The organism is Ensifer sesbaniae (genome assembly GCF_013283665.1).
Taxonomy (GTDB): Bacteria; Pseudomonadota; Alphaproteobacteria; order Rhizobiales; family Rhizobiaceae; genus Ensifer; species Ensifer sesbaniae.
The window spans coordinates 517,649-538,805 of the sequence record NZ_JABEKU010000001.1 but is presented as its reverse complement, the minus strand read 5'-3'; the positions used below and the strand labels follow the sequence as shown (position 1 = coordinate 538,805).

At 63.6% G+C, this 21,157-nt stretch carries 20 protein-coding genes; 14 read left to right on the top strand and 6 right to left on the bottom strand.

The window, feature by feature from the left end:
* Nucleotides 1–449: 449 nt before the first annotated feature.
* From rpsT to mutM, 3 genes are all read right to left on the bottom strand, one after another.
* Nucleotides 450–716, bottom strand: a complete 267-nt coding sequence (gene rpsT / locus BHMPCIPO_RS02590; RefSeq protein WP_034797494.1) for a 30S ribosomal protein S20 — start codon at nucleotides 714–716, stop codon at nucleotides 450–452.
* Nucleotides 717–1,016: 300 nt separating this feature from the next.
* Entirely contained in the window at nucleotides 1,017–1,790 is a 774-nt protein-coding gene (locus tag BHMPCIPO_RS02585) for an enoyl-CoA hydratase (protein WP_173515320.1), read from the bottom strand.
* A gap of 50 nt (nucleotides 1,791–1,840) precedes the next feature.
* The gene (mutM, locus tag BHMPCIPO_RS02580; RefSeq protein ID WP_173515319.1) at nucleotides 1,841–2,728 is read right to left on the bottom strand and encodes a bifunctional DNA-formamidopyrimidine glycosylase/DNA-(apurinic or apyrimidinic site) lyase; all 888 of its coding nucleotides are present in this window, start codon (nucleotides 2,726–2,728) and stop codon (nucleotides 1,841–1,843) included.
* A gap of 173 nt (nucleotides 2,729–2,901) precedes the next feature.
* Between mutM and ubiE the strand changes: the two genes are divergently transcribed.
* From ubiE to BHMPCIPO_RS02540, 8 genes are all read left to right on the top strand, one after another.
* A complete protein-coding gene (gene ubiE, locus BHMPCIPO_RS02575; RefSeq protein ID WP_173515318.1) occupies nucleotides 2,902–3,678 on the top strand; it encodes a bifunctional demethylmenaquinone methyltransferase/2-methoxy-6-polyprenyl-1,4-benzoquinol methylase UbiE in 777 nt (258 codons plus the stop codon).
* A gap of 5 nt (nucleotides 3,679–3,683) precedes the next feature.
* Nucleotides 3,684–5,258, top strand: coding sequence for a 2-polyprenylphenol 6-hydroxylase (gene ubiB, locus BHMPCIPO_RS02570; RefSeq protein WP_173515317.1), 1,575 nt, complete (start codon nucleotides 3,684–3,686; stop codon nucleotides 5,256–5,258).
* A gap of 227 nt (nucleotides 5,259–5,485) precedes the next feature.
* Nucleotides 5,486–6,013: a GNAT family N-acetyltransferase gene (locus tag BHMPCIPO_RS02565; protein ID WP_173515316.1), complete on the top strand. Its 528-nt coding sequence runs from the start codon at nucleotides 5,486–5,488 to the stop codon at nucleotides 6,011–6,013.
* A 174-nt stretch (nucleotides 6,014–6,187) separates the two neighbouring features.
* Nucleotides 6,188–6,448, top strand: coding sequence for a hypothetical protein (locus tag BHMPCIPO_RS02560; RefSeq protein WP_173515315.1), 261 nt, complete (start codon nucleotides 6,188–6,190; stop codon nucleotides 6,446–6,448).
* 169 nt (nucleotides 6,449–6,617) lie between these two features.
* On the top strand, nucleotides 6,618–7,397 hold the full coding sequence (locus BHMPCIPO_RS02555; protein ID WP_173515314.1) for an SDR family oxidoreductase: 780 nt from the start codon (nucleotides 6,618–6,620) through the stop codon (nucleotides 7,395–7,397).
* 468 nt (nucleotides 7,398–7,865) lie between these two features.
* On the top strand, nucleotides 7,866–8,459 hold the full coding sequence (locus BHMPCIPO_RS02550; RefSeq protein WP_173518061.1) for an ankyrin repeat domain-containing protein: 594 nt from the start codon (nucleotides 7,866–7,868) through the stop codon (nucleotides 8,457–8,459).
* Nucleotides 8,460–8,570: 111 nt separating this feature from the next.
* Nucleotides 8,571–9,041: a nucleoside deaminase gene (locus tag BHMPCIPO_RS02545; RefSeq protein ID WP_173515313.1), complete on the top strand. Its 471-nt coding sequence runs from the start codon at nucleotides 8,571–8,573 to the stop codon at nucleotides 9,039–9,041.
* A 268-nt stretch (nucleotides 9,042–9,309) separates the two neighbouring features.
* Nucleotides 9,310–10,578 carry an MFS transporter gene (locus BHMPCIPO_RS02540; RefSeq protein WP_173515312.1) on the top strand — a complete coding sequence of 423 codons (1,269 nt, stop codon included), beginning with the start codon at nucleotides 9,310–9,312 and terminating at the stop codon, nucleotides 10,576–10,578.
* A gap of 135 nt (nucleotides 10,579–10,713) precedes the next feature.
* Here BHMPCIPO_RS02540 and BHMPCIPO_RS02535 read toward each other — a convergent pair whose 3' ends face one another.
* The gene (locus BHMPCIPO_RS02535; protein ID WP_246304247.1) at nucleotides 10,714–11,364 is read right to left on the bottom strand and encodes a bestrophin-like domain; all 651 of its coding nucleotides are present in this window, start codon (nucleotides 11,362–11,364) and stop codon (nucleotides 10,714–10,716) included.
* A 198-nt stretch (nucleotides 11,365–11,562) separates the two neighbouring features.
* Here BHMPCIPO_RS02535 and BHMPCIPO_RS02530 point away from each other — a divergent pair, with 198 nt between their 5' ends.
* Nucleotides 11,563–12,465 (top strand): cation diffusion facilitator family transporter, encoded by a 903-nt coding sequence (locus BHMPCIPO_RS02530; RefSeq protein ID WP_173515311.1) that lies wholly within the window; start codon nucleotides 11,563–11,565, stop codon nucleotides 12,463–12,465.
* A 21-nt stretch (nucleotides 12,466–12,486) separates the two neighbouring features.
* On the opposite strand, the gene BHMPCIPO_RS02525 is transcribed toward BHMPCIPO_RS02530, so the two are convergent.
* Nucleotides 12,487–14,067, bottom strand: a complete 1,581-nt coding sequence (locus tag BHMPCIPO_RS02525; RefSeq protein ID WP_173515310.1) for an ABC-F family ATP-binding cassette domain-containing protein — start codon at nucleotides 14,065–14,067, stop codon at nucleotides 12,487–12,489.
* A 108-nt stretch (nucleotides 14,068–14,175) separates the two neighbouring features.
* Here BHMPCIPO_RS02525 and BHMPCIPO_RS02520 point away from each other — a divergent pair, with 108 nt between their 5' ends.
* Entirely contained in the window at nucleotides 14,176–14,436 is a 261-nt protein-coding gene (locus BHMPCIPO_RS02520; RefSeq protein ID WP_173515309.1) for a hypothetical protein, read from the top strand.
* 50 nt (nucleotides 14,437–14,486) lie between these two features.
* The gene (gene coaBC / locus BHMPCIPO_RS02515; RefSeq protein ID WP_173515308.1) at nucleotides 14,487–15,707 is read left to right on the top strand and encodes a bifunctional phosphopantothenoylcysteine decarboxylase/phosphopantothenate--cysteine ligase CoaBC; all 1,221 of its coding nucleotides are present in this window, start codon (nucleotides 14,487–14,489) and stop codon (nucleotides 15,705–15,707) included.
* Nucleotides 15,708–15,931: 224 nt separating this feature from the next.
* Here coaBC and BHMPCIPO_RS02510 read toward each other — a convergent pair whose 3' ends face one another.
* Nucleotides 15,932–16,738, bottom strand: a complete 807-nt coding sequence (locus BHMPCIPO_RS02510) for a class II glutamine amidotransferase (RefSeq protein WP_173515307.1) — start codon at nucleotides 16,736–16,738, stop codon at nucleotides 15,932–15,934.
* A 262-nt stretch (nucleotides 16,739–17,000) separates the two neighbouring features.
* Between BHMPCIPO_RS02510 and BHMPCIPO_RS02505 the strand changes: the two genes are divergently transcribed.
* From BHMPCIPO_RS02505 to BHMPCIPO_RS02495, 3 genes are all read left to right on the top strand, one after another.
* Entirely contained in the window at nucleotides 17,001–18,128 is a 1,128-nt protein-coding gene (locus BHMPCIPO_RS02505; protein WP_173515306.1) for a Gfo/Idh/MocA family protein, read from the top strand.
* Nucleotides 18,129–18,230: 102 nt separating this feature from the next.
* Nucleotides 18,231–19,103, top strand: a complete 873-nt coding sequence (locus BHMPCIPO_RS02500) for a MurR/RpiR family transcriptional regulator (RefSeq protein ID WP_173515305.1) — start codon at nucleotides 18,231–18,233, stop codon at nucleotides 19,101–19,103.
* Nucleotides 19,104–19,209: 106 nt separating this feature from the next.
* Nucleotides 19,210–21,147, top strand: coding sequence for a bifunctional 5-dehydro-2-deoxygluconokinase/5-dehydro-2-deoxyphosphogluconate aldolase (locus BHMPCIPO_RS02495; RefSeq protein WP_173515304.1), 1,938 nt, complete (start codon nucleotides 19,210–19,212; stop codon nucleotides 21,145–21,147).
* The last annotated feature ends 10 nt before the right edge of the window (nucleotides 21,148–21,157 follow it).

Below are 21,157 nucleotides of genomic sequence, written 5' to 3'. Positions count from 1 at the left end.
GAAATGGCGTCTTCTGCTTCCTTTACAGATGTGGTCCGTGTCCCCTGTGAAGGGCATTTAGGCAGGATCGATGGGCAAGATCAATCGCGATTTTTAAGCAACCTTAAGCACTGACCGTTGACTCTCAGCCTGCCTTTTGCTTGCCGCATTCCGAGTCCGCGAAGAATCGCTGTTGAATCAAGGGTTTTGATTTTTCGGCCTTTGCTTAGCTGGCGAAAAAGAAAAAAAATAAAAAATCGCTTGACTCATTCCGGGGTCAGAGGAGCCCCAGCCAGAGACATCCTTCTGACAAGGACCTCTCGTAAGTCATTGAATTTGTTTAAAAAATTTTGTCATCGCACTGACACAAGGTAATACTGCCGGATTAACCATCGCGATGACAGAAGTATGAATCCGAAAAGCCCGGCGCAAGGGCCGGGCTTTTCATTAACAGATTTTTCTTAGCCGGATTAGGCCGAAAGCGACTTCACGCGCTGCGCGAGACGCGAAACCTTGCGCGATGCAGTGTTGGCGTGCAGGACGCCCTTGGTGGCTGCGCGCATCAGCTCGGGCTGAGCTGCCTTGAGCGCTGCGGCTGCAACTGCCTGGTCGCCGGTAGCGATCGCTTCTTCGACCTTGCGGATGAAGTTGCGAACGCGCGAACGACGGGCCTTGTTCACTGCGGTGCGGCGTGCGATCTTGCGGGTCGCCTTTTTCGCCGAAGTTGTATTGGCCATTGGTGCCTCTCTTCGAAAACTGACATTAACTCCGCCCTCGCCGTGCCGGGTCACTGCGACCTGTCATCAAAGCAATTCGGGAGTATTTCCGGAAAGCCCAGATGGCGTTCCAAACTGAGGGCGGCGTATAGCGGGAAACGGCCGCCCCGTCAACGCGCAATTTCCAGAATCTGCGAGTCCCCTTTGGCTTGGATCACGATGGTCTTGGGTCGGATCGACCCAAGACCATAACGCGATCGATACTCCCAAGCCTTGAGCGGAGGCAGACGGAAAATCGCGTACACTTTTCCTCATCCCGCCCTAGCGGTGCTTGAACTCCGGCTTGCGCTTGGCGACGAATGCGGCCATGCCCTCCTTCTGGTCTTCGGTCGCAAACAGCGAGTGGAAGAGCCGCCGTTCGAAACGAAGCCCCTCGGCGAGCGTCAGCTCCAGCGAGCGGTTCACCGCCTCCTTCGCCATCATGACCGCCGGCAGCGAGAAGGATGCGATCTTCTCGGCAGCCGCCAGCGCTTCCTCCATCAGTTTTTCCGGCGCCACCACACGCGAAACGAGTCCCGCGCGCTCCGCCTCCGCCGCATCCATCATGCGGCCGGTGAGAACCAGGTCCATCGCCTTCGCCTTGCCGACGGCACGCGTCAGGCGCTGCGAGCCGCCCATGCCGGGAATGACGCCGAGGGTGATTTCGGGCTGGCCGAACTTCGCGGTCTCGGAGGCGATGATGAAGTCGCACATCATCGCCAGTTCGCAGCCGCCGCCGAGGGCATAGCCGGAAACGGCTGCGATGACCGGCTTGCGCGCCGCGGCCACCTGGTCCCAGCCGCCGATGAAGTCGCCGAGATAGCTGTCGACGAAATCGAGCGACTGCATCTCCTTGATGTCGGCGCCGGCGGCAAAGGCCTTTTCCGAGCCGGTGACGACGACGGCGCCGATCTCCTTGTCGGCGTCGAAGGCCTTCAGCGCCGCCGCGAGCTCGCGCATGACGGTCGAATTCAGCGCATTCAGCGCCTGCGGACGATTGAGCGTCACGAGGCCGACGCGGCCGCGCGTTTCGACCAGCAGCGTTTCGTAGGTCATTCCTGTTTCCTCCGGTTCATTTGAGACGCCAGGCCGCAGACGGCCGGCGTTCATTTCTGGCAATGCGGGCAATAGAAGGTCGAGCGGCCCGCCTGTACGATACGGGCGACCGTACCGTTGCAGCCCGGCGTGCGGCAAGCCTCTCCTTCGCGGTCGTAGACGGAGAAGGAGTGCTGGAAGTACCCCAGCGATCCGTCCGCCTGGATATGGTCCTTCAGCGACGAGCCGCCGGCGGCGATGGCGTCAGCGATGACTTCGCGGATCGCATTCGTCAGTCGCAGGAGCCCGTCCTTCGGCTTGCCGCGCTTGTCGACGAGTTCCCCCGCGGGCTTCAAGGGAGACAGGTGTGAGCGCCAGAGCGCCTCGCAGACGTAGATATTGCCGAGGCCGGCGATGTTCTTCTGGTCGAGCAATGCCGCCTTCAGCGGCTGCGCCTTGCCGGAAAAGCGCGCGGCAAGATAGGCGGCATCGAGCGCGTTTCCGGTCGGCTCCTCGCCAAGCGCGCGGAAATAGGCGTGGCTTGCCACGGTGTCGCGGCGGGCAAGATCCATGAAGCCGAAACGGCGCGGGTCGTTGTAGATCACCCGCACCGGGCCGTCGGCACCGTCGAGATGGAAGATGACGTGATCGTGCTTCTCGTCCTTGCCGCGCGGATGATGAAACTCGCCCTTCGCCGCGGCCGGCCCTGCCTCGATACGGAAGGAACCGGACATGCCGAGATGGGCGATGATCACGTCGCCCGCTTCCAGATCGATCATCAGGTACTTCGCCCGGCGTGACAGCGAGACGATGCGCTGGCCGGCAACGGTCGAGGAAAAATTCTCCGGAAACGGGAAGCGTAGGTCCGCTCGGCGCAACTCCGCATTGACGATCCGCGCGCCCTCCATGGTCGGCGCCAGGCCGCGCTTGACAGTTTCGACCTCGGGCAACTCCGGCATGAATGCACTCCTGCGATCTCGGCCACCGGGATGCGGCGGCTGGCATTTCCTTGGCGGCCTTCTTATCCTATAGGGGTGCGCTATGCCGCAGGCGCGGTCCCGTCCACGAGATAGCGCGGATGGGGCCTTTTCGCTATGGTGCCGGAAAAATTGGTTCAGATGGAGTTCTTCGTATGACGGATCAGCGCGTATCGGCCGATGGCGGCATGGAAACATCCTTCGGTTTCCGCAACGTCGACGCCGGCGAAAAGCAGCCGCTCGTCAACGACGTATTCCACAAGGTGGCGAAGCGCTACGACATCATGAACGATGTGATGTCGGCCGGCCTGCACCGCGCCTGGAAGGACGCGATGATCGCCGCGCTCAACCCGCCGCGCCGCGAAGACTACAGGGTACTGGACGTTGCCGGCGGCACCGGCGACATCGCCTTCCGCATCATCGAGGCGTCCGACCGCAAGGCGCATGCGACCGTGCTCGACATCAACGGCTCGATGCTCGCCGTCGGCGCCGAACGGGCGGAAAAGAAGAAGCTTTCCGCCAACCTTGATTTCGTCGAGGCCAATGCAGAGGAACTGCCCTTCGAGGCGAATTCCTTCGATGCCTATACGATCGCCTTCGGCATCCGCAACGTGCCGCGCATCGACGTGGCGCTGAAGGAGGCATACCGCGTGCTGAAGCGCGGTGGGCGCCTGCTGGTGCTGGAATTCTCCGAGGTGGAGATGCCGCTGCTCGATCGCTTCTATGACGCCTGGTCGTTCAACGCGATCCCGAAGTTCGGCAAACTGATCACCGGCGACGAGGCTCCCTACCAATATCTGGTGGAATCGATCCGCAAGTTCCCGAACCAGCGCGACTTCGCCACCATGATCACGCAGGCCGGCTTCTCGCGCGTCTCCTTCACCAATTACACCGGCGGCATCGCAGCGCTGCATTCCGGCTGGAAAATCTGATCCCGATGAGCACGCCTGGAGCATATGTCCGCCTCGCGCGGATCGGCTGGGTTCTCGTGCGCGAAGGCGTCGTCTCGGCCATCCCATCGGAGCATCTGCCGCCCTTTGCCCGCTTCGCCCAGAAGGTGGCGGGGCTGCTCGCGCGCCGCAGGGTGCTGGGCGAGGAACGCAGCGACCGGCTGTCGCGCGCCGTCGCCCGCCTCGGCCCCTCCTATGTGAAGATCGGCCAGTTCCTGGCAACCCGCCCCGATGTTGTCGGCGCGGAGTTCGCGGCCGACCTGTCGCTGTTGCAGGACCGCATGGCGACCTTCCCGCAGGCAGAAGCGAAGGCCGCGATCGAAGGTTCGCTCGGCCGGCGGGTCGATGACCTCTATGCCGAATTTTCCGAGCCGATGGCGGCTGCCTCGATTGCGCAGGTGCATCCGGCCATCGTGATGCGCGACGGCGGACCCGAAAAGGTCGCGGTCAAGGTCATCCGCCCCGGTGTTCGCCAGCGCTTCGCTTCCGACATCGAGGCGATGTATCTCGTCAGCCACATGCAGGAGCGCTTCCTGCCCTATACGCGGCGGCTGAAGCCGGTCGAGGTCACCAAGACGCTGGAACAGACGACCAAGATCGAAATGGATCTTCGCCTGGAGGCCGCCGCCCTTTCGGAGCTTGGCGAGAATACCAAGGACGATTCCGGCTTCCGCGTGCCGAAGGTCGACTGGGAACGGACCGGCCGCGACGTCGTCACCATGGAATGGATCGACGGCGTCAAGATGTCGGATATCGAGGGGCTGAAGGCTGCCGGCCACGACCTCAACCAGCTCGCCGAAACGCTGATCCAGTCCTTCCTGCGGCACACGCTGCGCGATGGCTTCTTCCACGCCGACATGCACCAGGGCAACCTTTTCGTCGATGAAGCCGGCCATATCGTCGCCGTCGACATGGGCATCGTCGGAAGGCTTGGAAAGAAGGAGCGCCGCTTCCTGGCGGAGATCCTGTTCGGCTTCATTACCCGCGACTACCAGCGAGTCGCCGACGTGCATTTCGAGGCGGGCTACGTGCCTTCGCACCACGATGCGGCGAGCTTCGCCCAAGCGATCCGCGCGATCGGCGAGCCGATCCACGGCCAGCCGGCCGAAACCATCTCGATGGCGAAGCTCCTCACCCTGCTCTTCGAGGTCACCGAACTCTTCGACATGCAGACGCGCCCTGAACTGGTGATGCTGCAGAAGACCATGGTGGTCGTCGAAGGGGTCGCGCGCACCCTCAACCCGCGTTTCAACATGTGGAGGGCGTCCGAACCGGTCGTCGGCAAATGGATCCGCGACAATCTCGGACCGAAACGCATCGTCACGGATTTGCGCGACGGCCTGCATGCGGCACTCCGGCTTGCGGAAGCCGCCCCCGAGATCGCCGCCCGTACGGAAAAGTTCTCCAGCGAGATCATGGCGATGAGCGCGAACGGTCTACGCTTCGACGCGGAAACCGCGCATGCGATCGGCAAGGCGGAAGCCAGACACACGCGCTCCGGCCGTATGGCGCTGTGGCTGATCGCCGCCACGCTCGTCTACATCGCCTGGCAGGTGACCTGATCGGCCTTCACGCCGGGCGTTCGGCGTGTTCTGCGGACTTGTCTTTCCACTTTCGCTTGCTATTCTTCCGCCATGGACAATCGCTCGATGACCGCAATGGTGCTTTGCACGCATACCCCAGGGGTGTGCGGGAGACCTGTTGCGCTGAGCTGAGCGAGAAGTCCCCCACCACCCCTGCCGAGGCGAGCAGGGTTGGGTCCTGTTCCTCGGACGAAAGAGAGGAAACAATGACCGAAACGCACGCTCCTCCTGACATCAGCATCCGCGCGGCGCGCGTCGTCGACTGGGAGGCCGTTGCCGCCCTGATGAACCAGCCGGGCATCCGATCCGGAACACTCCGTTTGCCCTTTTCCACCCCGGAGCAGACACGCAAGTGGATGGAAACCCGATCGGATGACGACACGGTCATCGTTGCCGAACGCGACGGTCGGATCGTCGGCATGGCGGGCCTGCATCGCAGCAAGGGACGGCGCCACCATTCGGCCGCCCTCGGCATCAGCGTCGACGACAATCACCGCGGCGAAGGAATTGGTAAGTCTCTACTTACAGCCCTGATCGACGCTGCCGACAACTGGCTGGGCATCAGCCGCATCGAACTCACCGTGTTCACCGACAATGAGCCCGCGATCGCACTCTACCGCAAGGCGGGCTTCGAGATGGAGGGCACACACCGGGCCTATGCGCTTAGGAACGGTGCGCTGGCGGACGTTTTCGCCATGGCGCGTATCCGCACGCCAGCGGCACAGCGCGTCTAGCGGAAAAGCCCCGAACTTCGGCAGCCGACAACCGCTGCAGCCGGCGGATCGCGGTCCTCCGCAACCGACGGCTACAGCCTGTTCCATCCGGAACTGCGAATATATCGGCCCCGTGCGATCTTCTCCCCATGGATGACGAAGGTTCATCCCAACCAACCCAGAGGAGAGAACATCATGCGCAAGTTCATCATCGCAGCCGCTGTTGCCTTCACCGCCGCCGTCTCCTTTGCCGCCCCTTCACAGGCCGGCGGTTTCTCGATCGGTTTCGGCCATGGACACTACGGTCATGGCTGGGGTGGGCATGTCGGCTATGTCGGCGACTACTATGGCGGCCCCTATTATTACGAAGATGAGCCCTATTGCTTTATCAAGAAGGTCAAGCGCTACGACCACTACGGCAACGTCTACTTCAAGAAAATTCGCATCTGCCGTTGATTTTCGGCAAGGGCGCGGGGCAAGAAGCCCGGTCGGTTTTCCGACCGGGCTTTTCCATTCCGGCAGCCCATCCGCCGACAGTCAAAAGGATTCCGCTTCGAGGAAAACTGTAGTAGCTCCTAGCTCCTATTCCTGGTCATTCTGAATTCCGCATCGAGGAGCATCGGATATGGATCTTGGCATCGCTGGAACACGCGCGCTGGTGCTCGGCGGCAGCAAGGGACTGGGCCGCGGCATTGCCGAGGCGCTGGCGAACGAAGGCGTCACCGTTGCATTGACCGGTCGCGATGCCGCATCGGCGGCCAAGGTGGCAAGCGACATCGGCCCGTCGGCGCGGGGCTACGCGCTCGACCTCTCGAAACCCGAACTGCTCGACGGACTGCTGGATCAGCTCGAAGCCGATTTCGGCGCGATCGACATTCTGGTGCTGAATGGCGGTGGACCGCCCCCTTCGGCTGCCTCGACGATCGAACCCGAATTTTGGCGCGCGCAATTCGAAACCATGGTGCTGGCCGGCATGCGCATCACCGGACGGGTGCTGCCTCACATGCGGGAGCAGCAGTTCGGACGCATCATCGCCGTCGCCTCCACCAGCATCCGCGAGCCGATCGTCGGGCTGACCGCTTCGAACGCGCTCAGAAGTGCGGTCGCCGGCTGGCTGAAGACGCTTGCCGGCGAGGTCGCAGCCGATGGCGTGACCGTCAACCTGCTTCTCCCCGGGCGGCTTGCCACCGACCGCACGCTGAGTTTCGACCGGATGGACGCGGAGAGCGAAGGCGTCGATATCGCAACGGTCGCGGCGCGCAGTCAGCGGGAAATCCCGCTCGGACGCTACGGCACACCGGCGGAATTCGGGGCAGCCGCGGCCTTCCTCGCCAGCCGCCAGGCAAGCTACGTCACCGGCGTCGCACTCCCGGTCGATGGCGGCCTCAGCCGCTCGATGCTCTGACGCAGCGCAGAACCTATCCACCTGTGGCAGGTGTGATCCAATCGTCAGATCACACCTCGCTTGCTGCCCGACGGTAGCATGCAGCCGGCCGCCACAGGCAACATCATTCAGATTTCCACTTTTGCTCATTCATACATTTAATTTCCAAATAGATGCTCTGCCACCTATGATCCGCGCGGAGGGGCAATGCCGGGCGCGGGAGACGTTCGGTAAAGACGTGTGTCTTGCGCCCTTGAAAAGGTCACGGACCAGTTCAGGTAAGCACGAGATCGCAATGAGCGAGAGCGGTACCAGGCACAGCCACCCTCAGGTTCCGAACCCGCTCTCAACCGAAATCGCTGCGGTCGGTGGGTGCGTCCGACCGATCGGCATGATCGGAAAGACGAAATGCGACAAAGACTTTTCGGCTCGCTGGTCGGCGCATCGATCGCCGCCCTCAGCCTTTCACCTGCAGCTGTGGGGGCCTCAATGCTCGAAACCCAGCTGATTTCCGCTGCCGAAGCCGGTGATGCGGACAAGATCAAATCGCTGCTGCAGCAAGGCGCGAGCGTCGAGACCCGCGATGCCAGTGGCGCAACGGCCCTGCTCGTCGCCACCCATGAAAACCGTGTCGCTGCGGCGCGCGCCCTGATCGGGGCCGGCGCGGACGTCAACGCCAAGGACAAGATCCAGGACAGCCCCTATCTCTACGCCGGCGCGCGCGGTCATCTCGAAATCCTGAAGCTGACGCTCGCGAATGGCGCCAACCTCAAGAGCACTAACCGCTATGGCGGCACCGCACTCATCCCCGCCTCCGAGCGCGGCCATGTCGAGACCGTCAAGACGCTGATCGAAGCCGGGGTCGACGTCGACCACATCAATCGGCTCGGCTGGACGGCGCTGCTCGAGGCGATCATCCTCGGCACCGGCGGCGAAAAACACACCGAGATCGTGCGGCTGCTGATCACGGCCGGCGCCGACGTCAACCTTGCCGACGGCGACGGCGTCAGCCCGCTGACCCATGCGCGCCAGCGCGGCTACGACCGCATTGAAAAGCTGCTGGTCGACGCCGACGCCCGTTAGACCATTTCGCTCATGGAACCGACGGAACGATCTCACCCTCTGCATTTACGCAATTCCGGACGGAAAAGCCGCTTCACACTTTTCCAGGAATTGCTCTAGCGGGAGTCTCCCATGAACCAGGAACAGACCTATCTGGCCGAGGCGGTGACGCTCGCCCGCCGCAACATCGAGAAAGGCGGTCGCCCCTTCGGCGCGGTCGTCGTCAAGGACGGCAAGATCGTCGGCCGCGGCGTCAACGAGATGCTGTCGACCGGGGACCCGACTTCGCATGCGGAACTCAACGCGCTGCGCGCCGCCGCTCAAAATCTTCGCTCCCCGCGGCTCGAAGGTGCCGCTGTATACGCCAGCGGCCAGCCCTGCCCGATGTGTCTAGCGGCCATGCGCATGGCCGGGATCACCGAGATCGCCTATGCGCATTCGAACGCCGATGCCGAACCCTTCGGGCTCTCGACCGCAGCGATCTACACCGAACTGGCAAAGCCGCTCGCCGAGCAGGCCATGCGCTTCCGCCATGTGCCGGTCGACGACAGCGCCGCGGTGCCGCTCTATGCAGCTTGGCAGGAGCGGCAGGGGACGGATTAGCCGGCAGCCCAATCCCGGGGGGCAAGCGCAGCCGTCGCATTGCGAGACTGTCCGAGGTGGCCACGACCGGTGGCCGCCCCAGGCTTTCCGTACAGGTCCAAGCGGACTGGAAAAGCCAGTACCCTCACCGCTTCATCGGCCGACGGTGGCTGATCCCCCTTGCCTTGCACACGCGCTGGATGTAGTCGCAAAGGGAATCTCGCGCTCGATTTCCCTCGTTCCGCATTCCGCAAGGAGCGGAGCAACCTCCAGCCTGCAGGTGCCTGCGATGAATGCCTATTCCGAAAACGCCGGCCGCCATGTCGCGCTGCTTCTCATCGCAGGCTCCGGCGTGGTGACCATCGCCAAGGGCATGAGCCTGACGTTCCTGGCGATTCGCCTGCAGCGTGATTTTGGTCTCGGTCCCGCAGGCATCGGCGCCCTGATCGGCGCCGGCCCGCTGCTCGGCGCAATCGTCAGCCCTTTTGCCGGCACGCTGTCCGACCGCATCGGCCGAAAAGGGGTGCTGACCGCAGCGCTTCTCATGGCCGGTCTGGCGCTGGCAGGGCTCGGACTGGCGCAATCGATCGCTGCTTTCGCGCTGGCGCACATCGTTTCCGCCGTCGCAGGCGCCGTCTATGAACCGGTTGCACGTGCCTTGATGAGCGACGCGGCGCCGGCGCATCTGCGCCTCAAGGTCTTCTCCTGGCGCTATCTCGCCATCAATGCCGGCTGGGCCATCGGGCCGTTGATCGGCGTATGGGTGGGCGCCGCCTATTCGACGCTCTTCGTCAGCGCCGGCATCATGCATGCAGCCTTCGGCCTGACGCTCCTCTTGACGGTGCCCGAAGCCGGCAGCGGGCAGATGACGCAAACCAAGGGGGCATCACAGGCTGCCGGTGGCTGGCGCGAGCTTATTGCCGCCCTGCGCGACCGGCGGCTGGTCTTCTTCGTGATAGGCGGCACGCTGCTGCTCGCCGTTCATGGTCAGTGGTCGGTGACCCTGTCGCAGTATCTCAACACCGATTTCGCGGATGGCGTCGCTCTCTTCGCGCTCCTGGTTTCGACCAATGCTGCAACGGTGCTGATCGCCAGCACGCCGGCTCGATTCGTCATCGAAAGGATCGGTGCGCTGCCGGCGCTGTCGCTCGGCTGCCTCTTGTTTCTGATTGGCGAAATCGGTTTCGCAGCCTCGTCCGAGGCGGAAATGCTCATCGCCTCGATGATCCTCTTCACCATCGGCGAGGTGCTCGTCGTGCCCTCGGAATATGTGTTGGTCGACGGTATTTCCAATGCCGGCAACCGCGGCACCTATTTCGGTGCGCACTCGCTGTCGTCGGTTGGAAATTTCCTCGGGCCGCTCATCGGCGGCCTCGCACTTGGCGCCGTCGGGGGCGCCGGCATGTTCCTGCTGTTCGCGCTGCTTGCGGCGGCCAGCGCGCTTCTGTTTGCGGTCGGTCACTCCATGCCGCCGCCGCACCCCGAGACGGCACGCGCCGATGCGTCCGACAGTGGCGCCCTCCACGGGGACCTTCTGCGGCTGGGTCAATTCGGATAACGCCGTTATCCGCCGTTTGTTGGCCGCGACGCGCTGATCTGCTGCTGCACCCGCTCGAGCGGCCCCGGGGCGAGGGCAGCCGGTGGCTGGTACGGATTCGAGAAGGCATAGATCAGGAACAGGATGATGCCGGTATTAGGCGCCGAAGAGACAAAGCAGCAGCAGATTGCGCCGCATCGGCGGGAAGGAATAATAGGCGAGCGCAATGAAGATGACGCCGGAAAGCGCCGCGAACCAGAAGATGCTGTCGATCGAGTCCGCGACGTTGCTTTCCCGCTTGGTTCGACTTTGCGAGATGTCATGCAGCCGCTCCAGCATCTGGCTGCGCAGGCTCTCCTGGCGCTTGTCGGCCGGAACGAGGTTCAGCACCTGCTGGTAGGCACGATCCCATTGAACCCAGGCCTCGGGTGAAAGCCGACCCTTGTCCGCCAGCGACTGCCATTCGCCATCGATCACCTGGTCCGCGTAGGCGGCGATCGCCTGCTGGATCGGCGCCTTGATGGCTTCACTATAACGCTCGGCATCGTAGAAAATGTCGGCGATCGCACCGGCTTCCGTCGCCATTTCGTACTTGAGCTGCTGGTATTCGACCATCTCCTGCGCGAAGACGAGCGCGAGGATCAGGCCATGCAGCGCGGAGATGCGGAAGATGACCGAACTCGCAAGTTCCTTTTCGTGCCCTTCCGCCTCGCCGCCCATGATCAGCCGCATCAGGAAATAGGCCGCGAGCGTCAGGCCGACCGTACCCAAGACAAACAGGGCACCAAGAAACATTTCGCCAAGCATTTCCCCTCCACGTCATTCGCCACGGGTGACCTCCGGCAATACTGAGCGTGCAACCCTCGAAACACAACGCTGAGCTTTATTGGCGCGCACGCGCGGCGACTGTGCTACGAAGGGGCGAAACGCAATGTTTGCATTGGCTGCCACCATTTCGCATGCCAACCTACGGCGCCGCACCGAAACAGGAGTAAAAACAACATCATGACGGCTCCGACCGAGCAGGCTGTGCTCAAACGATCGATCGCCGCGACCATCGTCGTCGGCACGACGGGCGTGCTGTTCGGCCTGTTGTCCGGATCGGTCTCGATCGTGTTCGACGGGGTGTTCTCCGCCGTCGACGCCTCCATGACGCTGCTGGCGCTCGGCGTGACGCAGCTGATCCCGAAGCAGAGCAAGCGGTTCCAGATGGGCTTCTGGCACATCGAGCCGATGGTGCTGCTCTTCAATGCCGGGCTGCTTACACTGCTTTCGTTCTACGCGATGGTGAACGCCGTAGGGTCAATTCTGTCGGGCGGAAACCAGCTCGCCTTCGACTGGGCGATCGCCTATGCCGCCGTCGTCGTCGTGATCTGCCTCGTCATGTTCTTCTACATACGCCGGGCGAACCGGCCGATCGGTTCGGAGTTCCTGGCGCTCGACGTGCGCGCCTGGGCGATGTCCGGCGTGATCACGGCCGCCCTCCTGATCGCATTCCTGACCGCGGCCACGCTGAAGGGCACGGCTTACGCGCACTGGACGCCCTATGTCGACCCGACGATCCTGATCGTGCTGACGCTCTGCCTGATCCCGCTGCCGATCCGCACGGTCTTCCAGGCATTGAAGGAGATCTTCCTGGTCGCGCCCGCCGAACTCGACGAGCGCGTGCGTCAGGCGGCCGCCAACGCCGTCGCGCGCCACGGCTTTGCCGATTATCGCACCTATGTCGCCAAGGTCGGGCGATCCAAGATGATCGAGATCTATCTGATCGGCACGCCGGAAACCAAGGTCGGCACGCTCGCCGAGCTCGATCGGATTCGTGCCGAGATCGGTGTAGAGATCGGCGACCCCGGCCACGACCGCTGGCTGACGATCGCCTTCACCGGAGAGGTGCAGTGGGCGGAATGATCCGCGCGGCTACCGGCACGATCAAGAAAGCTCAATGCGCCGCGTGATCCCGATCGCCTCCAGAAAGGTGTGGTCGTGGCTGACGACCAGCAGCGCGCCGTCATAGGCCTGCAAGCCCGCCTCGACCGCCTCAATCGAATCAATGTCCAGATGGTTGGTCGGCTCGTCGAGGATCAGGAGTTGCGGCGGGCTACTACCACCGAGCACGCAGGCGAGACCGGCGCGCAGCATCTGGCCGCCCGTGAGGCTCGAGACGACCTGCAGGGCCGCATCCGCCCGGAACATGAAGCGAGCCAACGCCGCGCGGCAGGCATTCTCGCTTGCTCCAGGGTTGATGCGTCGGAAATTGTCGCGGATCGAGAGCGCGGGATCGAGCAGGCTCACCCGCTGATCGAGCATGGCGTAAGCGACCAACACCCGGGTGCTGCCCGACCACGGCTGAAGTTCGCCGGTCAATAGCGACAAGAGTGTCGTCTTGCCGGAGCCGTTGCGGCCGGTGAGCGCGACGCGCTCCGGTCCGACGATCGAAAGCGACAGGCGATCGACAACAGGCTTCCCCGCCTCATAGCCCACGCTGGCATCGCCGATCTGCAGCACGCTGCGCCCGGCGGGGAGCCCGGTCGGAGGAAGGCGAACGATCAGCGGCTGCAGGATCTCGATGCGTTCCCGCGCGTCTGCCAGGTCCCCGACCGCCTGATCGCGCCGGCGTTCGGCCAGGCGGGCATTGTCGCCGCCGGTCTTCTCGCTACGCTCCTTCCTGGCGTCGAGAAGCAGCAATGGTTCGTCGCCCTTGGCGCGCTTGCGGCGGCCGGCGGCATCCTTGCGCGCCTTGCGTTCGGCCGTTTCCTGGGCCTTGCGCTCGACTTCGGCCAGACGCCGCTCGGCATCGGCCAGATCGTGGCGGGTCGAGGCCAGCTCGATCGCCTTGCGCTCGCGGTAGTGGCTCCAATTGCCGCCATAGGTCGTCGTGCCAAGCGTCGTCAGTTCGACGATCGCGTCCATCGTTTCCAGGAGTTCGCGATCGTGGCTGACGACAATGGCGCCGCCGCGCCAACCGGCCATCAACGCGGCAACGGCGGCTCGCCCTTCACGGTCGAGACTGTTGGTGGGTTCGTCGAGCAGGATGAAATCCGGCTCCTGGAAGACGAGGGCCGCGAGTTTCACACGCGTCATCTGGCCGCCGGAAAGGGCGGCAAGGCGCGTCTCTGCCGCAGCGTCGAGACCGACGCGGGCGAGCGCGGCCTCCAGCCGGGATTCGAGCGTCCAGTCGGCGACGGCAAGTTCGTCCATACTGGCCAACCCCTCTTCCGCTCGCTTGAGGACGGCGAGCGCCCTGGAGACGCCGAAGAGGTCGGCTACGGTCTCATCGGCCGCGACCTGCACCGTCTGGCTCAAGACGCCAAGGCTGCCTTCGACGGAGACCCTGCCTGTCTGCGGCACCAGCGAACCTTCGATCAAGCGCAGGAGCGTGGATTTGCCGACGCCGTTGCGGCCGACAAGGCCGGTGCGCAGCGGACCGAAGGTCAGGTCGAGATCGGAAAAGAGGCTTCGGCCCTCAGGCGTGGACCACGAAAGTTGGGAGAGTGAAATCGAAGCAGGCATGGATACGGTTTTCCCTGATGGCAAGACGGTTCGGCTTGGCGGTCAGGGTGAAATCCATCGATGCGTGTATCCTGTTCAAATTTCTATCGGCGTCATAGATAGCATCGAATGCGCCCGTTTCAAGGCGACTTCGAAGCAGCGACGACCAGAGGTCAGGCGTGGCTGCGCCGCTCGGCACCCTTGCCGAAGGTCAGGCCAGAGGCGCGAATGCTGCGCGTTACCGGCATCGTGACCGTACTCGTCGTTGAAGCGCTTGAAGTGGCCGCTGTCATCTTCGACCACGCATTGCACCGACCGGGTCGCTCAAGTAGGTTCCATTTCAGGCAGGCCCGCGAGACGAGCCGCATCGAGAGTTCTGGTATCGCGTAAGACCCGGCGGCCCATGCCGGGCAAGAGGGCGGCCGAAAGGCCGGTTGCAAATGACACTGTCGCGCAAGCGCATTCTCCTGATCATCTCCGGCGGCATCGCGGCTTATAAGAGCCTCGATCTCATCCGCCGGCTGCGCGAACGCGGCGCGAGCGTGCGGCCGGTGATGACCTCAGGCGCGCAGCAATTCGTGACGCCGCTTGCCGTCGGCGCGCTTTCCGCCTCGCATGTCTATCTCGACCTCTTTTCGCGCGAGGACGAACAGGATGTCGGTCATATCCGGCTGGCGCGCGAGTGCGACCTCGTCGTCGTTGCGCCGGCAACTGCCGACCTGATGGCGAAGATGGCGAACGGCCACGCCGACGATCTTGCCTCCACCATCCTGCTTGCGACCGACCGGCCCGTGCTGGTTGCGCCGGCGATGAACCCGAAGATGTGGGCGCATCCGGCCACGCGCCGCAACCGCGCGACGCTTGCCAGGGACGGCATCCGCTTCATCGGTCCGGAGGCCGGCGAGATGGCGGAAAGCGGCGAGGCCGGAGAAGGGCGCATGAGCGAGCCGCTTTCGATCGTGGCGGCCGTCGAGGATCTTCTCGCGGGCGCGCCGAAACCGCTTGCCGGACGCAGTGTCATCGTCACCTCCGGGCCGACGCATGAGCCGATCGATCCGGTGCGCTACATCGCCAACCGCTCCTCCGGCAAGCAGGGCCATGCAATCGCCGCTGCGCTCGCGAAACTGGGCGCAAACGTCACGCTGGTCTCCGGCCCGGTGACGATCCCGGATCCGGCGGGTGTCAAGGTCGTGCATGTGGAGCGGGCCGAGGAAATGCGTGATGCGGTGCTTGCCGCCCTCCCCGCCGATGTCGCCGTCATGGTTGCCGCCGTTGCCGACTGGCGGGTGGCGACGGCTGCCGGCAACAAGATCAAGAAGAAGCCGGGCGAAGCCCCGCCGCCACTCCGGCTTGCCGAAAACCCCGATATCCTGAAGACGGTCGGGCATCACGCCAAGCGGCCGAAACTGGTGATCGGCTTTGCCGCCGAGACGGAAAACGTCGCCGATAACGGCCGCGCCAAGCTCGAACGCAAGGGCGCCGACTTCATCCTCGCCAATGACGTCTCGCCGGCGACCGGCATCATGGGCGGCGATCGCAACAAGGTGAAGCTGATCTCGGCTGCCGGTAACGACGACTGGCCGGAGATGGACAAAGACGCGGTGGCCGAGAAGCTTGCGGCGATGGTTGCGGCCGAACTGGCGCGGAAGGAACGGGGCTAAACAATCGATCGTCGGGGGCCGATGCCCCTCACCCTAACCCTCTCCCCGCAAGCGGGGCGAGGGGACGTGGCAAACGCCCCACTTTGTGGTTAGGCGACAGAGGTTCCGTCGTTAGAGGGTACAAATCGCGAAGGGTTGCTTTGCGGTCGAGCGAGCGCCGCGGGTCTCCTTCTCCCCGCCTGCGGGGAGAAGGTGGCGGCAGCCGGATGAGGGGCCTCAATGCCTCACGCCATCTGACGCGACCTGACCGGCGCGCCTTTGGTTGAAAACAGCCGGACATCGACACCGTTTTCGCCGACGATAACCGCCGTGCCGTCGGGGATTTCGACCCAGGCGTTGTCATCGTCATTGAGCGGCTCGGAGACGAGGCAATAGCCGCCGCTCGGGCCCATCGGTGCGGCGTAGAGCGTCGGCGCCTTCCAGTCGGAGGCATAGCGCACGGCGTAGAGATCGTGGCCATCGGAAAAGGCGGCGGTGAAACGGACCAAGACTTGCCGCTCAAGGTGCTCTGCAAGCTGTTCGACGAAGGCGAGCGCTTCGGCAATGGCGCCCAGCGGATCACGGTCGAGCCCGAACTGCATCGCCAGCAGGAACAGGAGTTCCGAATCCGTCGTGCCGGTGCGTGCCGAATAGAGGTCGTTGTCGAGCATGCTCTCCATCGGCCGGCGCAGATGCTCGAAGTCGCCGATCTGGCCGTTGTGCATGAAGGACCAGCGGCCGAAGACGAACGGATGACAGTTGTCGCGCCGCGTGCCGCCGCCGGTCGCGGCGCGCACATGGGCGAGGAAGAGCGGCGAGCGGATCTGCCGGGCGATGCTCTTCAAGTTGCAGTCGGACCAGGCCGGCAGGATATCGCGGTAGCGCCCGGGCTCCGGGTGATCGCCATACCAGGCGACGCCGAAGCCGTCGCCATTGGTGGCGGTCTTTGCCCGTGTCGCGCAGTGGGATTGTTCGATCAGCGAGTGCGCCGGAGAGGTCACCAGTTCCTCGAGATAGAGCGGCTCCCCGCGATAGGCTGCCCAGCGGCACATGCTGATTTCACTCCAGCTTCGCCCCGTTCACGCAGAGGCGATTCGTTAACCATGACGAAGCGCGATGTTCCAACGGAACATGGTAAAAATGCGTTAACACATTCCCCCTTCGTCAAGATCATCCTGGCCGGAACGCACAGATTTGGCTGTTTCCGCCGACACAGACCCGGACCTACGCGCTATTTCGAATAAATATTCCATATTGACAAATCATGCACAAAACATTTCATTTCGAGCCAATACGGCCAGGGAGGAATTCAAGATGGGCAGCAAGCGCAAACTCGGGATCGGCCTGATCGGCACGGGCTTCATGGGCAAGGCCCATGCGCTCGGCTTCACCATCGCGGCGCGGGTCTTCGACCTGCCCTTCGAGCTCGACCTCGTTTCGGTCGCCGACGTCACCGTCGAGAGCGCCGAACGGGCCCGCGGCCAGCTCGGCTTCCGCAAGGCGACCGCCGACTGGCGCGAACTACTCACCGATCCGGATATCGACATCATCGACATCACCACGCCGAACCTCCTGCACAAGGAGATGGCGCTGGCGGCAATCGCCCATGGCAAGCATGTCTATTGCGAAAAGCCGCTCGCGCCGACCGTCGCCGAATGCCGGGAGATGGTCGAGGCGGCCGAGAAGGCCGGCGTCGTCACCCAGGTCGGCTTCAACTATCTCAAGAACCCGCTGATCTTCCTCGCCAAGGAGATCATCGAAAGCGGCGAGATCGGCGAGATCCGCTCGATGCGCGGTATCCATGCGGAAGACTTCATGGCCGATGCGAACGTGCCGTGGGGCTGGCGCCTGAACCCGGCAAGCGGCGGCGGCGCGCTTGCCGATATCGGCAGCCACATCATTGCCTCCATGCGCCACCTCGTCGGCCCGATCAAGTCGGTGCTCGCCGAGACCATCATCCAGATCCCGGAACGCCCGATCGCCGCCGGCGCCGGCGAGACCCGCGCGGTCGAAGTGGACGACATCACCCGCGCCTTCGTGCGCTTTGAGAATGGCGCCACCGGCAGCTTCGAGGCGAGCTGGATCGCGACGGGCCGCAAGATGCAACACGATTTCGAGATCTACGGTTCGAAGGGCAGTATCGTCTTCACGCAGGAGCGGCTGAACGAGATCCGCCTCTACAAGACCGGCGACGACATCCGCAGCCGCGGCTTCCGCACCATCTGGGCGGGGCCTGAACATCCGCCCTATGGCGCCTTCTGCGTGGCACCCGGCCACCAGATCGGCTTCAACGACCTGAAGGCGATCGAGGTCAAGGAATTCCTCGACGCCATTGCCGGCGGCACGTCGCCCTCGACCGATTTCCGCGAAGGCTACGAGGTGCAGAAGGTGCTTTCGGCGACCTATCAGTCGGCCAAGACCAACGAATGGGTACATATTTAGACAAGAGCAGAAAAATGGAATGCCTGTTCTATGCCGTTCCCAACTAATCGATTAGGGTGAGGTTCACGAACCATACCTAAGACCGAGGGAGACGGACGAGACATGGCCATGCCGGAAACGACGACAGAGGTCCCGCAGGATTTCGAGGCGCTGAAGGCCGCCATTCTGGAACGCAAGGCGGAGCTGCCGAAACGGCTGCGCCAGGTGGCCGCCTATTCGCTCGACAATCCCGACGAGATCGCCTTCGGCACGGCGGCGAGCATCGCAACCTCCGCCGAGGTACAGCCCTCGACGCTGGTGCGCTTCGCCCAGCATTTCGGCTTCGAAGGCTTTTCCAGCCTGCAGCAGATCTTTCGCGCGCGCCTGCGCGAGCGCACGCCCGGCTATGAAGACCGGTTGAAGGCCCTGAGCGCCAATGACCACAGCAAGCTCGAAAGCGGCTCGATCTTCAACGGTTTCGTCGCTGCCGCCCACCGCTCGCTCGACAACATCGCCTCGTCCGTCGATCCCGAAGCCTTCGAGCGCGCTGTCGATATCCTGGCCAAGGCAGACACGATCTACCTGATCGCCAAGCGCCGCTCCTACCCGATCTCCAGCTACATGGCCTATGCCTTCGGCAAGCTGAAGGTGAGGTATCAGCTCGTCGGCACGGCCGCCGGCATCGACGACGACATGCTGGCGATGGCGACGAAAAACGACGCAGCGTTTGCCGTCAGCTTCTCGCCCTATGCATCCGAAAGTGCAGCCCAGGCGCGGTTGCTCGCCGAGCGCAAGGTGCCGGTGGTGTCGCTGACGGATTCGGCCTTCTCGCCACTGGCTGAATCCTCGAAGGTCTGGTTCGAACTGGTCGAGGCCGATCATGCCGGCTTCCGTTCGCTTTCCGCCAGCATGGCGTTTGCCATGGCGCTCACGGTCGCCATTGCCGAGAAGCGCCAGCGCCTTGCCGAGGGCGATCAGGCCGAACGGAATGGATAGAATGAAAATTCCATATTGACGAAACGTCGGAATTTATGTTTCATACCGCTATCACCCACAGTACGAAAATGGTCGGGCCCGCCAAGGTGTCCGCGGGGAGGAAGCAGTGAGCCAGAACGTTTCGGCACAGGGAGCAAGACCGCTCGACCTGATCACCATCGGCCGGGCTTCGGTCGATCTCTATGGCCAGCAGATCGGCACACGCCTGGAAGACGTTTCGAGCTTTGCCAAATCGGTCGGCGGCTGCCCCTGCAACATCTCGGTCGGCACCGCCCGCCTCGGCCTGAAGTCGGCGCTCCTGACCCGTGTCGGCGACGAGCAGATGGGCCGTTTCATCCGTGAGCAGCTCACCCGTGAAGGCGTCGAGACGCGCGGCATCGTCACCGATCCGGAGCGACTGACGGCGCTCGCCATCCTCGCCGTCGAGAACGACAAGTCCTTCCCGCTGCTCTTCTATCGCGACAACTGTGCCGACAATGCGCTGTGCGAGGACGACGTTTCGGAAGAGTTCATCCGATCCGCCCGAGCCGTCCTGGTTTCCGGCACGCATTTCTCCAAGCCGAACACCGATGCCGCCCAGCGCAAGGCGATCCGCATCGCCAAGGAAAACGGCGCGAAGGTCGTCTTCGACATCGACTATCGCCCGAACCTCTGGGGCCTGGCCGGCCATGACGCCGGCGAAAGCCGCTACATCGCGTCCGACCGCGTTTCGGCCCATCTGAAAACCGTTCTTTCCGATTGCGACCTGATCGTCGGCACCGAAGAGGAAGTGCTGATCGCCTCGGGCGAAAGCGACCTGCTGCAGGCGCTGAAGACGATCCGTTCGCTCTCCGTGGCGACGATCGTCTTGAAGCGCGGGCCGATGGGCTGCATCGTCTATGACGGTCCCATCACCGACGATCTCGAAGACGGCATCGTCGGCAAGGGCTTCCCGATCGAGGTCTACAACGTGCTCGGCGCCGGCGACGCCTTCATGTCCGGCTTCCTGCGCGGATGGTTGAAGAACGAACCGCATGCGACGTCCGCCACCTGGGCCAATGCCTGCGGCGCCTTCGCCGTCTCGCGCCTGCTCTGCGCCCCGGAAATCCCGACCTGGACCGAACTGCAGTTCTTCCTCGAAAACGGCAGCAAGGAACGGGCACTGCGCAAGGACGAGGCGATCAACCACGTGCATTGGGCGACCACCCGTCGCCGCGAAATCCCGCTTCTGATGGCGCTTGCGATCGACCACCGCAGCCAGCTCGAAGACATGGCCGCCGGCGACCAGGCATTGCTTGACCGTATTCCGGCGTTCAAGGTGCTGGCAGTCAAGGCGGCCGCACAGGTCGCAGCCGGCCGCTCCGGGTTCGGCATGCTGATCGACGACAAATACGGCCGTGACGCGCTTTATGCCGCCGGCGCATACCGCGATTTCTGGATCGGAAAGCCGATCGAGCTTCCCGGTTCGCGGCCGCTGCAGTTCGAATTCAGCCAGGATCTCGGCAGCCGCCTGATCGATTGGCCCGTCGACCATTGCATCAAGGTGCTTTCCTTCTACCATCCGGACGATCCGGCCGAACTCAAGGCACAGCAGGTGGCGAAGCTTCGCTCGGCCTTCGAGGCCGCCCGCAAGGTCGGCCGCGAAATCCTGATCGAGATCATTGCCGGCAAGCACGGCAGCCTCGACGACCAAACCATTCCGCGGGCTCTCACCGAGCTCTACGATGCCGGCCTCAAGCCGGACTGGTGGAAGCTCGAGCCGCAGGCAAGCCGCGGCGCCTGGGCGGCGATCGACGCCGTCATCGAGGCGCGCGATCCGCTCTGCCGCGGCGTGGTACTGCTCGGTCTCGAAGCGCCCTATGAGCAGCTCAAGGATGGCTTTGCAGCCGCCCGTACCTCGAAGACCGTCAGGGGCTTCGCCGTCGGCCGCACGATCTTCGCCGATGCCGGCAGGGCCTGGCTCGGCGGTACGATGAGCGACGAGCAGGCGATCGCCGACATGGCCGGAAAGTTTGGGGCGCTGGTGGATCTCTGGCTGCAACTGGGTGAAACAAAGGCGGCATAGGGTCGAAGGA

What these genes read in the sequence shown, in the direction of transcription:
- ubiE (WP_173515318.1), top strand. Translation starts at nt 2,902, where the DNA reads ATGACGGATCAGCGCGTATCGGCCGATGGCGGCATGGAAACATCCTTC.
- BHMPCIPO_RS02510 (WP_173515307.1), bottom strand. Translation starts at nt 16,738, where the DNA reads ATGTGCCGCTGGGCAGCCTATCGCGGGGAGCCGCTCTATCTCGAGGAA.
- BHMPCIPO_RS02555 (WP_173515314.1), top strand. Translation starts at nt 6,618, where the DNA reads ATGGATCTTGGCATCGCTGGAACACGCGCGCTGGTGCTCGGCGGCAGC.
- BHMPCIPO_RS02550 (WP_173518061.1), top strand. Translation starts at nt 7,866, where the DNA reads ATGCTCGAAACCCAGCTGATTTCCGCTGCCGAAGCCGGTGATGCGGAC.
- BHMPCIPO_RS02525 (WP_173515310.1), bottom strand. Translation starts at nt 14,067, where the DNA reads ATGCCTGCTTCGATTTCACTCTCCCAACTTTCGTGGTCCACGCCTGAG.
- coaBC (WP_173515308.1), top strand. Translation starts at nt 14,487, where the DNA reads ATGACACTGTCGCGCAAGCGCATTCTCCTGATCATCTCCGGCGGCATC.
- BHMPCIPO_RS02505 (WP_173515306.1), top strand. Translation starts at nt 17,001, where the DNA reads ATGGGCAGCAAGCGCAAACTCGGGATCGGCCTGATCGGCACGGGCTTC.
- BHMPCIPO_RS02560 (WP_173515315.1), top strand. Translation starts at nt 6,188, where the DNA reads ATGCGCAAGTTCATCATCGCAGCCGCTGTTGCCTTCACCGCCGCCGTC.
- rpsT (WP_034797494.1), bottom strand. Translation starts at nt 716, where the DNA reads ATGGCCAATACAACTTCGGCGAAAAAGGCGACCCGCAAGATCGCACGC.
- BHMPCIPO_RS02545 (WP_173515313.1), top strand. Translation starts at nt 8,571, where the DNA reads ATGAACCAGGAACAGACCTATCTGGCCGAGGCGGTGACGCTCGCCCGC.
- BHMPCIPO_RS02585 (WP_173515320.1), bottom strand. Translation starts at nt 1,790, where the DNA reads ATGACCTACGAAACGCTGCTGGTCGAAACGCGCGGCCGCGTCGGCCTC.
- BHMPCIPO_RS02520 (WP_173515309.1), top strand. Translation starts at nt 14,176, where the DNA reads ATGCGCCCGTTTCAAGGCGACTTCGAAGCAGCGACGACCAGAGGTCAG.
- BHMPCIPO_RS02500 (WP_173515305.1), top strand. Translation starts at nt 18,231, where the DNA reads ATGGCCATGCCGGAAACGACGACAGAGGTCCCGCAGGATTTCGAGGCG.
- BHMPCIPO_RS02530 (WP_173515311.1), top strand. Translation starts at nt 11,563, where the DNA reads ATGACGGCTCCGACCGAGCAGGCTGTGCTCAAACGATCGATCGCCGCG.
- BHMPCIPO_RS02565 (WP_173515316.1), top strand. Translation starts at nt 5,486, where the DNA reads ATGACCGAAACGCACGCTCCTCCTGACATCAGCATCCGCGCGGCGCGC.
- BHMPCIPO_RS02540 (WP_173515312.1), top strand. Translation starts at nt 9,310, where the DNA reads ATGAATGCCTATTCCGAAAACGCCGGCCGCCATGTCGCGCTGCTTCTC.
- BHMPCIPO_RS02535 (WP_246304247.1), bottom strand. Translation starts at nt 11,364, where the DNA reads ATGCTTGGCGAAATGTTTCTTGGTGCCCTGTTTGTCTTGGGTACGGTC.
- ubiB (WP_173515317.1), top strand. Translation starts at nt 3,684, where the DNA reads ATGAGCACGCCTGGAGCATATGTCCGCCTCGCGCGGATCGGCTGGGTT.
- mutM (WP_173515319.1), bottom strand. Translation starts at nt 2,728, where the DNA reads ATGCCGGAGTTGCCCGAGGTCGAAACTGTCAAGCGCGGCCTGGCGCCG.